The organism is Escherichia whittamii, assembly GCF_014836715.1.
GTDB classification, from domain to species: domain Bacteria; phylum Pseudomonadota; class Gammaproteobacteria; order Enterobacterales; family Enterobacteriaceae; genus Escherichia; species Escherichia whittamii.
The window spans coordinates 189,006-203,061 of record NZ_JACSQI010000005.1 but is presented as its reverse complement, the minus strand read 5'-3'; the positions used below and the strand labels follow the sequence as shown (position 1 = coordinate 203,061).

Here is a 14,056-nt window from a genome sequence, read left to right as displayed (position 1 = left end):
ACCGAGAAAACTGGAAGCATGCTAATGGCTACAATTCATGTAGACGGCAAAGAATACGAGGTCAACGGAGCGGACAACCTGCTGGAAGCTTGTCTGTCTCTGGGCCTTGATATTCCTTACTTTTGCTGGCATCCGGCGCTGGGAAGCGTCGGTGCTTGCCGCCAGTGTGCGGTGAAGCAATACCAAAACGCGGAAGACACGCGTGGTCGCCTGGTGATGTCCTGTATGACACCGGCTTCCGATGGCACCTTTATTTCCATTGACGACGAAGAAGCGAAACAGTTCCGTGAAAGCGTAGTCGAGTGGTTAATGACCAACCACCCGCACGACTGTCCGGTGTGTGAAGAAGGCGGTAACTGCCACCTTCAGGATATGACCGTGATGACCGGGCATACCTTCCGTCGCTACCGTTTCACCAAACGTACCCACCGCAATCAGGATTTGGGGCCGTTCATCTCTCACGAAATGAACCGCTGCATCGCCTGCTACCGCTGTGTGCGTTACTACAAAGATTACGCGGACGGCACGGACCTGGGCGTTTATGGCGCGCACGACAACGTCTACTTCGGTCGCCCGGAAGACGGCACTCTGGAAAGCGAATTTTCCGGTAACCTGGTCGAAATTTGCCCGACTGGCGTATTTACCGACAAAACGCACTCCGAGCGTTACAACCGTAAATGGGATATGCAGTTTGCACCGAGCATCTGCCAGCAATGTTCCATCGGCTGTAACATCAGCCCCGGCGAGCGTTATGGCGAACTGCGTCGTATCGAAAACCGTTACAACGGTACGGTAAACCACTACTTCCTCTGCGACCGTGGTCGTTTCGGTTACGGCTACGTCAACCTGAAAGATCGTCCGCGTCAGCCGGTACAGCGTCGTGGCGATGATTTCATTACCCTCAACGCCGAACAGGCAATGCAGGGCGCGGCAGATATTCTGCGTCAGTCGAAGAAAGTCATCGGCATCGGTTCTCCGCGCGCCAGCGTGGAAAGCAACTTTGCGCTGCGTGAATTGGTGGGCGAAGAAAACTTCTATACCGGTATCGCTCACGGTGAGCAGGAACGTCTGCAACTGGCGTTGAAAGTGCTGCGTGAAGGCGGCATTTATACTCCGGCACTGCGCGAAATTGAATCTTACGATGCAGTACTGGTGCTGGGCGAAGATGTTACCCAGACCGGCGCGCGCGTCGCGCTGGCAGTACGTCAGGCGGTAAAAGGCAAAGCTCGCGAAATGGCGGCAGCACAGAAAGTGGCTGACTGGCAGATTGCGGCAATCCTCAACATTGGCCAACGTGCGAAGCATCCGCTGTTTGTCACCAACGTTGATGACACCCGTCTGGATGATATCGCGGCGTGGACTTACCGCGCACCGGTTGAAGATCAGGCGCGTTTAGGTTTTGCCATCGCCCATGCGCTGGATAACTCCGCGCCAGCGGTTGACGGTATCGAGCCTGAGCTGCAAAGCAAAATCGACGTCATCGTGCAGGCACTGGCGGGTGCGAAGAAACCGTTGATTATCTCCGGGACAAACGCTGGTAGCTTAGAGGTGATTCAGGCTGCGGCTAACGTGGCGAAAGCCCTGAAAGGTCGCGGTGCTGACGTAGGTATCACCATGATTGCCCGTTCCGTCAACAGCATGGGGCTGGGCATTATGGGCGGCGGTTCGCTTGAAGAAGCGTTGACCGAACTGGAAACCGGACGCGCCGACGCGGTGGTGGTGCTGGAAAACGATCTGCATCGTCATGCTTCTGCTACCCGCGTGAATGCTGCGCTGGCAAAAGCGCCGCTGGTGATGGTAGTTGATCATCAGCGTACGGCGATCATGGAAAACGCCCATCTGGTACTTTCCGCCGCCAGCTTTGCTGAAAGCGACGGTACGGTAATTAATAACGAAGGCCGCGCCCAACGTTTCTTCCAGGTTTACGACCCGTCCTATTACGACAGCAAAACCGTGATGCTGGAAAGCTGGCGCTGGCTGCACTCGCTGCACAGCACGCTGCTGAGTCGAGAAGTTGACTGGACGCAGCTCGACCACGTGATTGACGCCGTTGTGGCGAAAATCCCGGAACTGGCGGGTATCAAAGATGCCGCGCCGGACGCAACATTCCGCATTCGTGGGCAGAAACTGGCCCGTGAGCCGCACCGTTACAGCGGTCGTACCGCCATGCGCGCCAACATCAGCGTTCATGAGCCACGTCAGCCGCAGGATATTGACACCATGTTCACCTTCTCGATGGAAGGTAACAACCAGCCGACCGCGCACCGTTCACAAGTGCCGTTTGCCTGGGCACCGGGCTGGAACTCCCCGCAGGCGTGGAACAAATTCCAGGACGAAGTGGGCGGAAAACTGCGCTTTGGCGATCCAGGCGTGCGTCTGTTTGAAACCAGCGAAAACGGTCTGGATTACTTCACCAGCGTACCGGCACGCTTCCAGCCGCAGGAAGGGAAATGGCGTATCGCGCCGTACTACCACCTGTTTGGCAGCGATGAATTGTCACAACGTGCTCCGGTCTTCCAGAGCCGTATGCCGCAACCGTACATCAAACTTAACCCGGCAGATGCCGCGAAGTTGGGCGTGAATGCGGGTACACGCGTCTCCTTTAGTTACGATGGCAACACGGTCACGCTGCCGGTTGAAATCGCCGAAGGGCTGACGGCAGGGCAGGTGGGCTTGCCGATGGGTATGTCCGGCATTGCTCCGGTGCTGGCTGGCGCGCATCTTGAGGATCTCAAGGAGGCACAACAATGAGTTGGTTATCACCGGAACTGATTGAGATCCTGCTGACCATCCTCAAAGCGGTGGTGATCCTGCTGGTGGTTGTCACCTGCGGGGCATTCATGAGCTTTGGCGAACGTCGCCTGCTGGGTCTGTTCCAGAACCGTTACGGACCTAACCGTGTTGGCTGGGGCGGTTCGTTCCAGCTGGTCGCGGACATGATCAAAATGTTCTTTAAAGAAGACTGGATCCCGAAATTCTCGGATCGCGTCATCTTTACCCTGGCGCCGATGATCGCCTTTACCTCGCTGCTGCTGGCTTTTGCGATTGTGCCAGTCAGCCCGGGGTGGGTGGTTGCCGACCTGAACATCGGGATTTTGTTCTTCCTGATGATGGCAGGTCTGGCGGTTTATGCGGTGCTGTTTGCGGGCTGGTCAAGTAACAACAAATACTCGCTGCTGGGTGCGATGCGTGCTTCCGCGCAGACCCTGAGCTACGAAGTGTTCCTCGGGCTTTCCCTGATGGGCGTGGTGGCGCAGGCCGGTTCATTCAACATGACCGACATCGTCAACAGCCAGGCGCATGTGTGGAACGTCATCCCGCAATTCTTTGGTTTTATTACCTTTGCCATCGCGGGCGTGGCGGTGTGTCACCGTCATCCGTTTGACCAGCCGGAAGCCGAGCAGGAACTGGCGGATGGTTACCACATTGAATATTCCGGCATGAAGTTCGGTCTGTTCTTCGTGGGCGAATACATCGGGATTGTGACCATCTCTGCACTGATGGTGACGCTGTTCTTCGGTGGCTGGCAAGGCCCGTTGTTACCGCCATTCATCTGGTTCGCGCTGAAAACCGCGTTCTTTATGATGATGTTCATTTTGATTCGTGCGTCGTTACCGCGTCCGCGTTATGACCAGGTAATGTCCTTCGGCTGGAAAATCTGTCTGCCGCTGACGCTGATCAACTTGCTGGTAACGGCGGCTGTCATTCTCTGGCAGGCGCAATAAGGGGCAATAAGACCATGACCTTAAAAGAATTGTTAGTAGGTTTCGGCACCCAGGTTCGTAGTATCTGGATGATCGGCCTGCACGCGTTCGCCAAACGCGAAACGCGAATGTACCCGGAAGAGCCGGTCTATCTGCCGCCCCGTTATCGTGGTCGTATCGTTCTGACCCGCGACCCGGATGGCGAAGAGCGTTGCGTAGCCTGTAACCTCTGCGCGGTAGCCTGCCCGGTCGGCTGTATCTCACTGCAAAAAGCAGAAACCAAAGACGGTCGCTGGTATCCGGAATTTTTCCGCATCAACTTCTCACGCTGCATTTTCTGTGGTCTGTGCGAAGAAGCCTGTCCGACCACGGCGATTCAGTTAACCCCGGATTTCGAGATGGGGGAATACAAGCGCCAGGATCTGGTTTACGAGAAAGAGGATCTGCTGATCTCCGGTCCGGGCAAATACCCGGAATATAACTTCTACCGGATGGCAGGTATGGCAATCGACGGCAAAGATAAGGGCGAAGCAGAGAACGAAGCCAAGCCTATCGACGTCAAGAGCCTGTTACCGTAAGGAGAGGGGCAATGGAGTTCGCTTTTTATATCTGTGGCCTGATAGCCATACTTGCGACCTTGCGAGTGATCACCCATACCAATCCGGTACACGCACTGCTGTACCTGATTATTTCGCTGCTGGCGATTTCCGGGGTGTTCTTCTCACTGGGCGCTTACTTTGCCGGTGCGCTGGAAATTATCGTCTACGCGGGTGCCATTATGGTGCTGTTCGTGTTTGTGGTGATGATGCTCAACCTGGGCGGTTCGGAAATCGAACAGGAACGCCAGTGGCTGAAACCGCAGGTGTGGATTGGTCCGGCAATTTTGTCGGCCATCATGCTGGTGGTGATTGTTTACGCCATTCTCGGTGTTAACGATCAGGGTATCGACGGTACGCCAATCAGTGCTAAAGCCGTAGGTATTACGCTGTTCGGGCCTTACGTACTGGCGGTTGAACTGGCTTCTATGCTGCTGCTGGCTGGTCTGGTTGTGGCCTTCCACGTCGGTCGTGAAGAGCGTGCGGGTGAAGTGCTAAGTAACCGTAAAGACGACAGCGCGAAAAGAAAAACGGAGGAGCACGCATGATCCCCTTACAACATGGACTGATCCTCGCGGCAATCTTATTCGTTCTTGGCTTAACCGGTCTGGTTATCCGTCGTAATCTGCTATTTATGCTGATTGGTCTGGAAATCATGATTAACGCCTCCGCGCTGGCCTTTGTGGTCGCCGGAAGCTACTGGGGCCAGACAGACGGTCAGGTGATGTACATTCTCGCCATCAGCCTCGCGGCGGCGGAAGCGAGTATCGGCCTTGCGCTGCTGCTGCAACTTCACCGTCGTCGCCAGAACCTGAACATCGATTCAGTAAGTGAGATGCGCGGATGAACATGCTTGCCTTAACCATTATTTTGCCATTGATTGGCTTCGTCCTGCTGGCGTTCTCCCGTGGCCGCTGGTCTGAAAACGTCTCAGCGATTGTGGGCGTAGGCTCTGTGGGCCTGGCGGCGCTGGTGACCGCCTTTATCGGCGTCGACTTCTTCGCTAACGGCGAGCAGGCATACAGCCAGCCGCTATGGACGTGGATGTCGGTAGGCGACTTTAACATCGGTTTCAACCTGGTGCTGGATGGCCTGTCGCTGACCATGCTCTCGGTAGTCACTGGTGTGGGTTTCCTGATCCACATGTACGCCTCCTGGTATATGCGTGGTGAAGAGGGGTATTCCCGCTTTTTCGCCTACACCAACCTGTTCATCGCCAGCATGGTGATTCTGGTGCTCGCCGACAACCTGCTGCTGATGTACCTCGGCTGGGAAGGCGTGGGCCTGTGCTCCTATCTGTTGATTGGTTTCTATTACACCGATCCGAAGAATGGCGCTGCGGCAATGAAAGCGTTCGTCGTGACTCGTGTGGGGGACGTGTTCCTCGCATTCGCGCTGTTCATTCTCTACAACGAGCTGGGTACGCTGAACTTCCGCGAAATGGTCGAACTGGCACCAGCGCACTTTGCTGACGGCAATAACATGCTGATGTGGGCGACGCTGATGCTGCTGGGCGGCGCGGTCGGTAAATCTGCGCAGTTGCCATTGCAGACATGGCTTGCCGACGCGATGGCTGGCCCGACGCCTGTCTCTGCGTTGATCCACGCCGCAACCATGGTAACCGCGGGTGTCTACCTGATCGCCCGTACCCACGGCCTGTTCCTGATGACGCCGGAAGTTCTGCATCTGGTGGGTATTGTCGGGGCAGTTACGTTGCTGCTGGCCGGTTTTGCCGCGCTGGTACAAACCGACATTAAACGTGTTCTCGCTTATTCCACCATGAGCCAGATTGGCTACATGTTCCTCGCGCTTGGCGTGCAGGCATGGGATGCGGCGATTTTCCACTTGATGACCCACGCGTTCTTTAAAGCGCTGCTGTTCCTGGCATCCGGTTCTGTCATTCTGGCCTGCCATCACGAACAGAACATCTTCAAGATGGGCGGTCTGCGTAAATCTATTCCGCTGGTTTATCTCTGCTTCCTGGTAGGCGGCGCGGCACTGTCGGCACTGCCGCTGATCACTGCGGGTTTCTTCAGTAAGGATGAGATCCTCGCGGGGGCGATGGCGAATGGCCATATCAATCTGATGGTGGCAGGTCTGGTCGGTGCGTTTATGACCTCGCTCTATACCTTCCGTATGATTTTCATCGTCTTCCACGGAAAAGAACAAATTCACGCTCACGCCGTGAAAGGGGTAACTCACAGCCTGCCGCTGATTGTGCTGCTGATCCTTTCCACCTTCGTTGGCGCACTGATTGTACCGCCGCTGCAGGGCGTGCTTCCGCAAACTACGGAACTGGCGCACGGCAGCATGTTGACCCTGGAAATTACCTCTGGCGTGGTCGCGGTGGTCGGCATTCTGCTGGCAGCCTGGCTGTGGCTGGGTAAACGTACGCTGGTGACTTCCATCGCCAACAGTGCGCCGGGCCGTCTGCTGAGTACCTGGTGGTACAACGCCTGGGGCTTTGACTGGCTGTACGACAAAGTATTCGTCAAGCCGTTCCTGGGTATCGCCTGGTTGCTGAAACGCGATCCGCTGAACGCAATGATGAACATCCCGGCGATCCTCTCGCGCTTTGCGGGTAAAGGTCTGCTGTTCAGTGAGAACGGCTACCTGCGCTGGTATGTTGCATCCATGAGCATCGGTGCGGTCGTGGTGCTGGCATTGTTGATGGTACTGCGTTGAGTTGTTGGCTGAGTGAATATACCCGGCGTTGCGCCGGGTCTGTGAACTAAGAATAAATTTTAGGTAACTGTTCCTGAAGTACAGGCGTCATCGGCGAAGTCAGACCGGATACCGCCAGCGCACAGCAACCGGAGCGTACTTAAGTACGTGAGGATTGCGAGCACTGCCGGGATTCGGGCTGGCGAGTGAGATAGCCTGAGCAGGAGTAAATATAAGGGACATACTTAGCTATGTTATTACCCTGGTTAATACTAATCCCCTTTATTGGCGGCTTCCTGTGCTGGCAGACCGAACGCTTTGGCGTCAAGGTGCCGCGCTGGGTAGCGCTAATCACCATGGGATTGACGCTGGCGCTGTCGCTGCAACTGTGGTTGCAGGGCGGTTATTCACTGACGCAATCCGCCGGAATTCCGCAGTGGCAGTCTGAATTCGACATGCCGTGGATCCCGCGTTTTGGAATCTCTATCCATCTCGCCATTGATGGTCTGTCGCTGCTGATGGTCGTGCTGACCGGTCTGCTCGGCGTGCTGGCGGTACTCTGCTCGTGGAATGAGATCGAAAAATATCAGGGTTTCTTCCACCTCAACCTGATGTGGATCCTGGGCGGCGTTATCGGCGTGTTCCTTGCCATCGACATGTTCCTGTTCTTCTTCTTCTGGGAAATGATGCTGGTGCCGATGTACTTCCTGATCGCGCTGTGGGGGCATAAAGCCTCTGATGGTAAAACGCGTATCACGGCGGCAACCAAGTTCTTCATCTATACCCAGGCGAGTGGTCTGGTGATGTTGATCGCCATCCTGGCGCTGGTCTTCGTTCATTACAATGCGACCGGTATCTGGACCTTCAACTATGAAGAACTGCTGAATACGCCAATGTCTAACGGCGTGGAATACCTGTTGATGCTGGGCTTCTTCATCGCCTTCGCGGTCAAAATGCCTGTGGTTCCGCTGCACGGCTGGCTGCCAGATGCGCACTCTCAGGCACCGACAGCCGGTTCCGTTGACCTTGCGGGGATCTTGCTGAAAACCGCTGCTTACGGTCTGCTGCGCTTCTCGCTGCCGCTGTTCCCGAACGCGTCGGCAGAATTCGCGCCAATCGCTATGTGGCTGGGTGTTATCGGCATCTTCTACGGTGCGTGGATGGCCTTTGCCCAGACTGATATCAAACGTCTGATCGCCTACACCTCGGTTTCCCACATGGGCTTCGTGCTGATTGCTATCTACACCGGCAGCCAGTTGGCCTACCAGGGCGCGGTTATTCAGATGATTGCGCACGGTTTGTCGGCGGCGGGTCTGTTTATTCTCTGCGGTCAGCTCTATGAACGTATCCACACTCGCGACATGCGCATGATGGGCGGTCTGTGGAGCAAGATGAAGTGGCTGCCAGCACTGTCCCTGTTCTTTGCAGTGGCAACGCTTGGGATGCCAGGTACCGGTAACTTCGTCGGCGAATTTATGATTCTGTTCGGCAGCTTCCAGGTTGTCCCGGTGATTACCGTTATCTCTACCTTTGGGCTGGTCTTTGCATCTGTTTATTCGCTGGCGATGCTTCATCGCGCTTACTTCGGTAAAGCGAAAAGCCAGATTGCCAGCCAGGAACTGCCAGGGATGTCGCTGCGTGAGCTGTTTATGATCCTGTTGCTGGTGGTGCTGCTGGTACTGCTGGGCTTCTATCCGCAGCCGATTCTGGATACCTCGCACTCCGCGATTGGCAATATCCAGCAGTGGTTTGTTAATTCCGTTACTACTACAAGGCCGTAAATCGCTCATGACTTTAACTCCACAAAACCTGATCGCACTGCTACCGTTGCTGATCGTCGGCTTGACGGTGGTGGTTGTGATGCTCTCCATTGCGTGGCGACGCAATCATTTCCTCAACGCTACGCTCTCGGTTATTGGGCTTAACGCGGCGCTGGTTTCGCTCTGGTTTGTCGGCCAGGCGGGCGCTATGGACGTTACGCCGCTGATGCGCGTTGATGGTTTCGCCATGCTTTACACCGGGCTGGTACTGTTGGCGAGCCTCGCCACCTGTACTTTTGCCTACCCGTGGCTTGAAGGCTATAACGACAACAAGGACGAGTTCTACCTGTTGGTGTTAATTGCCGCACTCGGTGGGATCCTGCTGGCGAATGCAAACCATCTGGCGTCTCTGTTCCTCGGTATCGAACTGATCTCTCTGCCGCTGTTTGGCCTGGTCGGTTACGCTTTCCGCCAGAAACGTTCGCTGGAAGCCAGTATCAAATACACCATTCTCTCTGCCGCAGCGTCTTCTTTCCTGCTGTTCGGTATGGCGCTGGTGTACGCGCAGTCTGGCGACCTGTCGTTTGTCGCGCTGGGTAAAAATCTCGGCGACGGTATGCTCAACGAGCCGCTGTTGCTGGCAGGTTTCGGCCTGATGATTGTTGGCCTCGGCTTCAAACTCTCTCTGGTGCCGTTCCACCTGTGGACGCCAGACGTATACCAGGGCGCGCCTGCGCCGGTTTCCACTTTCCTGGCGACGGCGAGCAAAATCGCTATCTTCGGCGTGGTGATGCGTCTGTTCCTCTACGCACCGGTGGGGGACAGCGAAGCGATTCGCGTGGTGCTGGCGATTATCGCCTTTGCCTCTATCATCTTCGGTAACCTGATGGCCCTGAGCCAGACCAACATCAAACGTCTGCTCGGTTACTCATCTATCTCTCACCTCGGCTATCTGCTGGTGGCGCTGATTGCGCTGCAAACTGGCGAGATGTCGATGGAAGCAGTAGGGGTTTACCTGGCCGGTTATCTGTTCAGCAGCCTCGGCGCGTTCGGTGTGGTCAGCCTGATGTCCAGCCCTTATCGTGGCCCGGATGCTGATTCCCTGTTCTCTTACCGCGGTCTGTTCTGGCATCGTCCGATCCTCGCGGCAGTGATGACGGTGATGATGCTGTCGCTGGCCGGTATCCCGATGACGCTGGGCTTTATCGGTAAGTTCTACGTGCTGGCGGTCGGTGTTCAGGCACACCTGTGGTGGTTGGTGGGTGCGGTGGTTGTCGGTTCGGCAATCGGCCTCTACTACTACCTGCGCGTGGCGGTGAGTCTGTACCTGCATGCACCGGAAAAACCTGGCCGCGATGCACCGTCTAACTGGCAGTACAGCGCGGGCGGTATCGTGGTGCTCATTTCCGCACTGCTGGTACTGGTGCTGGGTGTATGGCCACAACCGCTGATTAGCATTGTGCGTTTGGCAATGCCGATGATGTAAGTCATCAATTCGTAAGCTGAGAAGGCCGCCGACATGTTCGGCGGTTTTTTTATGGTGCTCTGATACCATCACCCAACAATAACCGTCAGCGCATGATTCCCTTGCCGCAGCATACGCCGATACGCGCTGATCAGCTTTTCCATATCAAGCATGATGGACGCAAAGAGTTGCCCTTCTAACTCTTCTGAAAAGGTCACTCCCGGATAAATCTCCATTTCATTGAGTCGCTTAATGGAAAACTGTTTACGCAGCACATTTCGGTCGAGTGCTTCCAGGCGGTCGATTGTCGCGGCTAACTCCTGATTCCAGGTTAATCCCAGGAAACCATCTATGCCATCTTCGAGACTGTGTTCACCAAGCACTGCGCGACTTAGTGGGTCATTCTTCGCAGGGTCAAATGCAGATGTACCCGTCAGGCCAAAATGTAAAAAATCCCAGCGTTTATCAATATCCAGACGTCGTAAACCTGAAAGCGTGTCGTGAATATTGTCCATCAAAGGCTTTTCTGTAGATTCAAGCAGTTGGTTAACCTTTTCTGAATTAATTTCCGCAAAATAACAAATCATTCCCATCTTATTTCTCCCGTCAGATTTCATTTTGCGCATCTTAAAACAGATGCGGAAAAATAAAATAATCATGCTGTTTTTTCTGGATCCTCCTCGAGAAATTTTTATTATTTACTGTTTTGCAACAAGGTAATAACGCCATCCACGACCTGAGCCATTTTCTGATAATTGAGTCTGTCTGCGGTATCGTCAGGTAATTGATATTATTTATTTTTATAATTGCTCAGGACTTGCGTGTCGGGGCGTTGGCGGTAATACATTGACCCGGGGTTGATAAAAAACAATCAGAGGAAGTGAAAACAGGAACAATATAAAAAAGGAAAAAGTTATTTTTTTCATATGCAAATTATTAATAGGTTTCGTTGTTGAATTATTATTTGTTATGGGTTTCGATACTCTATCTTATTAAGATTGGCAGGGCTATACAAAGAGTCTATTTTATGTCTGGTAACCGAGTTTATTTAAAAAGGATTTTATATGAGAATTAAAAATATAATCATGTTGCTTATTGGTAGCTTGATTTTGTCAGGATGTGGACCGGAATCTGAGGATAAGGAAAGCCAGCAACAACAATCTACTACATCAACAAACCAGCAAGTGCTTGCCGCGCAACAAGAAGCAAGTAAAGTGGCCGAGCAAAGAGCCGCCGTCGCTAAAGCCGCTGCAGACGCGAAAGCAAAAGCCTTAGCCCAGCATGAAGCGCAACAATCTTCAGACAAACAAGCTTTACAGGGGCGATTGCAGGCAGCGCCAACATATGAAAGAGCGGCTAAAGAAAAAGCTACACGTATCTCAAATCCAGGAACCGCTCGTTACCAGCAGTTCGATGACAATCCGGTTGAGCAGGTAGCGCAAAACCCTTTGGCGACGTTTAGCCTTGATGTTGACACCGGCAGTTATGCAAATGTACGCCGTTTTCTCAATCAGGGGCAGTTGCCTCCGCCAGACGCTGTGCGGGTGGAGGAGATGGTGAATTACTTTCCGTTTGACTGGGAGATTACTGACAAAAAATCTATTCCGGCTTCTAAGCCAATACCTTTCGCTATGCGCTACGAACTGGCACCTGCCCCGTGGAATGAACAGCGAACCTTACTGAAAGTGGATATTCTGGCGAAAGACCTCAAAAGTGAAGCGTTGCCTGCTTCTAATCTGGTCTTTCTTATCGACACGTCCGGGTCAATGTATTCTGATGAACGCTTGCCTCTAATTCAGTCCTCTTTGAAATTGCTGGTCAAAAAACTCCGTGATCAGGACAACATTTCTATTGTGACCTATGCTGGTGACTCCCGTATTGCGTTGCCTTCAACCTCCGGGAATCACAAGGCGGAAATTAATGCCGCAATTGATTCGCTGGATGCAGAAGGCAGTACCAATGGCGGAGCCGGGCTGGAGATGGCTTATCAGCAGGCAGCGAAGGGGTTTATTAAAGGTGGCATCAATCGCATTTTATTGGCCACTGACGGTGACTTTAACGTTGGCATTGACGATCCAAAATCGATTGAATCAATGGTCAAAAAACAGCGGGAGTCCGGCGTTACGCTATCGACGCTTGGCGTGGGGGATGACAATTACAACGAGGCAATGATGGTGAGAATTGCCGATGTTGGTAACGGCAACTACAGCTACATTGATACCCTCTCAGAAGCGCAGAAGGTATTGAACAGCGAAATGCATCAGACATTGGTTACCGTGGCAAAAGATGTCAAAGCGCAAATTGAGTTTAACCCCGCGTGGGTGACGGAATACCGTCAGATTGGTTATGAAAAACGTCAGTTACGGGCGGAGGATTTTAATAACGACACCGTTGATGCGGGCGATATTGGCGCAGGTAAACATATAACGTTGTTATTTGAATTAACGCTTAACGGACAAAAGGCGTCAATTGATAAATTACGCTATGCCTCGGATCAGAAATCAGCAGAATCGGACAAAGCGAAAGAACTGGCCTGGTTAAAGATTCGTTGGAAATACCCGCAGGGAAATGAAAGTCAGTTAGTTGAATTCCCGTTGGCACCCACAATAAACGCACCGTCAGAAGATATGCGTTTTCGCGCAGCAGTAGCTGCATTTGGGCAAAAATTGCGCGACTCTGAATACCTGAATAATACATCCTGGCAGCAGATCGAGCAGTGGGCGCTGCAAGCGAAAGGGCAGGATCCACAAGGTTACAGAGCGGAATTTATTCGCCTGATTGGGCTGGTGGAAGGTCTGGACAATTCACAAAACTAAAAATGATAAATCTGTTTGCCGGATATCGACATCAAGCGTATTCGGCAAACAGATGAAAAATATGTCAAATAACTGCGTTGGCATCATTAAATTAATCTGCCAACTAACCACCGCTTTCGACTTAAATGCTAAAAACCGCGAAATCGCTCGCCAGTTCAGTTGCCGGGAAAATCGACCGGCATTCGTGTAACAAGTGCTGACAGCCTTTGTCATCATAGCGCGAACTAACATGGGTAATAATTAGCTTACCGACACCAGCTTCACGGGCCAGAGCTGCCGCCTGGCGTGTGGAGCTGTGGCCGCGGCTGTTGGCTTTGGCTTCCATTTCCATATCCAGAGTAGCTTCGTGAATCATTATGTCGACACCTTTAGCCAGCTCCAGCGCGGCATCGCAAGGGCCAGTATCGCCGAAAATGGCGATCGCTTTTCCTGGTGTAGGCGCGGCTAAGTAATCAGCGCCGTTAATCTGCCGACCGTCTTCCAACGTGACAGTTTTTCCGGCTTTCAAATCCTGAAACAATGGGCCAGGCGGTACGCCTGCGGCCTTTAATGCCTGGGCATTCAGCGCACCTGGCTTATCATGTTCTTCTACGCGATAGCCGTAACATTCCAGTGGATGTTCCATCGGATAAGCTGTCACTTTACGCAAGCCATCATCAAGAATTTCGCCTGCGCTAATTTCAACAATCTCCAGCGGATAATCGGTCCACGAGCCACTAATGCGTAATGCTGTTTCAACGAATTCACGGATACCTTTCGGACCATAAATTGTTAAGGGTTGCACAATGCCTGACATGGAACGACTGCACAGCAAACCAGGCAGGCCGAAAAGATGATCGCCATGAAGATGGCTAATAAAAATCCTGTCCAGTTTTCCAGGGTTAAATGCCGTGTGCAGCATCTGGTGTTGTGTACCTTCACCACAGTCAAATAACCAAAGTCCGGCCTGGGTCGGATGTTGCAGATTGAGCAATATCGCCGTGACATTACGCGCCCGGGTCGGAACTCCCGCCGAAGTACCTAAGAAAATTAATTCCATAAGACCATCACA

11 protein-coding genes and 1 pseudogene are annotated in these 14,056 nt (G+C 53.2%); 9 read left to right on the top strand and 3 right to left on the bottom strand.

What is annotated here, in order from left to right; genetic code table 11:
• The first annotated feature begins 24 nt into the window (after positions 1-24).
• From nuoG to nuoN, 8 genes are all read left to right on the top strand, one after another.
• Positions 25-2,751, top strand: a complete 2,727-nt coding sequence (nuoG, locus tag H9644_RS10475; protein WP_191774479.1) for an NADH-quinone oxidoreductase subunit NuoG — start codon at positions 25-27, stop codon at positions 2,749-2,751.
• A complete protein-coding gene (nuoH, locus tag H9644_RS10470; protein ID WP_191774477.1) occupies positions 2,748-3,725 on the top strand; it encodes an NADH-quinone oxidoreductase subunit NuoH in 978 nt (325 codons plus the stop codon). The genes nuoG and nuoH overlap by 4 nt, the downstream gene beginning before the upstream one ends.
• Before the next feature lie 14 nt (positions 3,726-3,739).
• A complete protein-coding gene (gene nuoI / locus H9644_RS10465; protein WP_000172749.1) occupies positions 3,740-4,282 on the top strand; it encodes an NADH-quinone oxidoreductase subunit NuoI in 543 nt (180 codons plus the stop codon).
• A gap of 11 nt (positions 4,283-4,293) precedes the next feature.
• On the top strand, positions 4,294-4,848 hold the full coding sequence (gene nuoJ / locus H9644_RS10460; protein ID WP_000393511.1) for an NADH-quinone oxidoreductase subunit J: 555 nt from the start codon (positions 4,294-4,296) through the stop codon (positions 4,846-4,848).
• Complete coding sequence (nuoK, locus tag H9644_RS10455) at positions 4,845-5,147, top strand: NADH-quinone oxidoreductase subunit NuoK (RefSeq protein ID WP_000612644.1); 303 nt, start codon at positions 4,845-4,847, stop codon at positions 5,145-5,147. Before nuoJ ends, nuoK begins: the two co-directional genes overlap by 4 nt.
• The gene (gene nuoL, locus H9644_RS10450) at positions 5,144-6,985 is read left to right on the top strand and encodes an NADH-quinone oxidoreductase subunit L (protein WP_191774475.1); all 1,842 of its coding nucleotides are present in this window, start codon (positions 5,144-5,146) and stop codon (positions 6,983-6,985) included. Before nuoK ends, nuoL begins: the two co-directional genes overlap by 4 nt.
• 230 nt (positions 6,986-7,215) lie before the next feature.
• Positions 7,216-8,745, top strand: coding sequence for an NADH-quinone oxidoreductase subunit M (gene nuoM / locus H9644_RS10445; RefSeq protein ID WP_064526626.1), 1,530 nt, complete (start codon positions 7,216-7,218; stop codon positions 8,743-8,745).
• A gap of 7 nt (positions 8,746-8,752) precedes the next feature.
• The gene (gene nuoN, locus H9644_RS10440) at positions 8,753-10,210 is read left to right on the top strand and encodes an NADH-quinone oxidoreductase subunit NuoN (RefSeq protein WP_064526628.1); all 1,458 of its coding nucleotides are present in this window, start codon (positions 8,753-8,755) and stop codon (positions 10,208-10,210) included.
• A 68-nt stretch (positions 10,211-10,278) separates the two neighbouring features.
• Here the strand turns inward: nuoN and H9644_RS10435 are convergent, their stop codons facing one another.
• Positions 10,279-10,782: a YfbM family protein gene (locus H9644_RS10435; RefSeq protein ID WP_064526631.1), complete on the bottom strand. Its 504-nt coding sequence runs from the start codon at positions 10,780-10,782 to the stop codon at positions 10,279-10,281.
• A 101-nt stretch (positions 10,783-10,883) separates the two neighbouring features.
• Positions 10,884-10,979: pseudogene (locus H9644_RS21940) on the bottom strand (aminopeptidase); the annotation flags it as partial.
• Positions 10,980-11,253: 274 nt separating this feature from the next.
• On the opposite strand from H9644_RS21940, the gene H9644_RS10430 reads away from it, so the two are divergent.
• On the top strand, positions 11,254-13,005 hold the full coding sequence (locus H9644_RS10430) for a vWA domain-containing protein (RefSeq protein ID WP_191774474.1): 1,752 nt from the start codon (positions 11,254-11,256) through the stop codon (positions 13,003-13,005).
• A 121-nt stretch (positions 13,006-13,126) separates the two neighbouring features.
• On the opposite strand, the gene rbn is transcribed toward H9644_RS10430, so the two are convergent.
• Positions 13,127-14,044: a ribonuclease BN gene (rbn, locus tag H9644_RS10425; RefSeq protein ID WP_191774472.1), complete on the bottom strand. Its 918-nt coding sequence runs from the start codon at positions 14,042-14,044 to the stop codon at positions 13,127-13,129.
• Positions 14,045-14,056: the final 12 nt, after the last annotated feature.

Coding starts and splice junctions, on each gene's coding strand:
- nuoG (WP_191774479.1), top strand. CDS start 25: ATGGCTACAATTCATGTAGACGGCAAAGAATACGAGGTCAACGGAGCG.
- nuoH (WP_191774477.1), top strand. CDS start 2,748: ATGAGTTGGTTATCACCGGAACTGATTGAGATCCTGCTGACCATCCTC.
- nuoI (WP_000172749.1), top strand. CDS start 3,740: ATGACCTTAAAAGAATTGTTAGTAGGTTTCGGCACCCAGGTTCGTAGT.
- nuoJ (WP_000393511.1), top strand. CDS start 4,294: ATGGAGTTCGCTTTTTATATCTGTGGCCTGATAGCCATACTTGCGACC.
- nuoK (WP_000612644.1), top strand. CDS start 4,845: ATGATCCCCTTACAACATGGACTGATCCTCGCGGCAATCTTATTCGTT.
- nuoL (WP_191774475.1), top strand. CDS start 5,144: ATGAACATGCTTGCCTTAACCATTATTTTGCCATTGATTGGCTTCGTC.
- nuoM (WP_064526626.1), top strand. CDS start 7,216: ATGTTATTACCCTGGTTAATACTAATCCCCTTTATTGGCGGCTTCCTG.
- nuoN (WP_064526628.1), top strand. CDS start 8,753: ATGACTTTAACTCCACAAAACCTGATCGCACTGCTACCGTTGCTGATC.
- H9644_RS10435 (WP_064526631.1), bottom strand. CDS start 10,782: ATGGGAATGATTTGTTATTTTGCGGAAATTAATTCAGAAAAGGTTAAC.
- H9644_RS10430 (WP_191774474.1), top strand. CDS start 11,254: ATGAGAATTAAAAATATAATCATGTTGCTTATTGGTAGCTTGATTTTG.
- rbn (WP_191774472.1), bottom strand. CDS start 14,044: ATGGAATTAATTTTCTTAGGTACTTCGGCGGGAGTTCCGACCCGGGCG.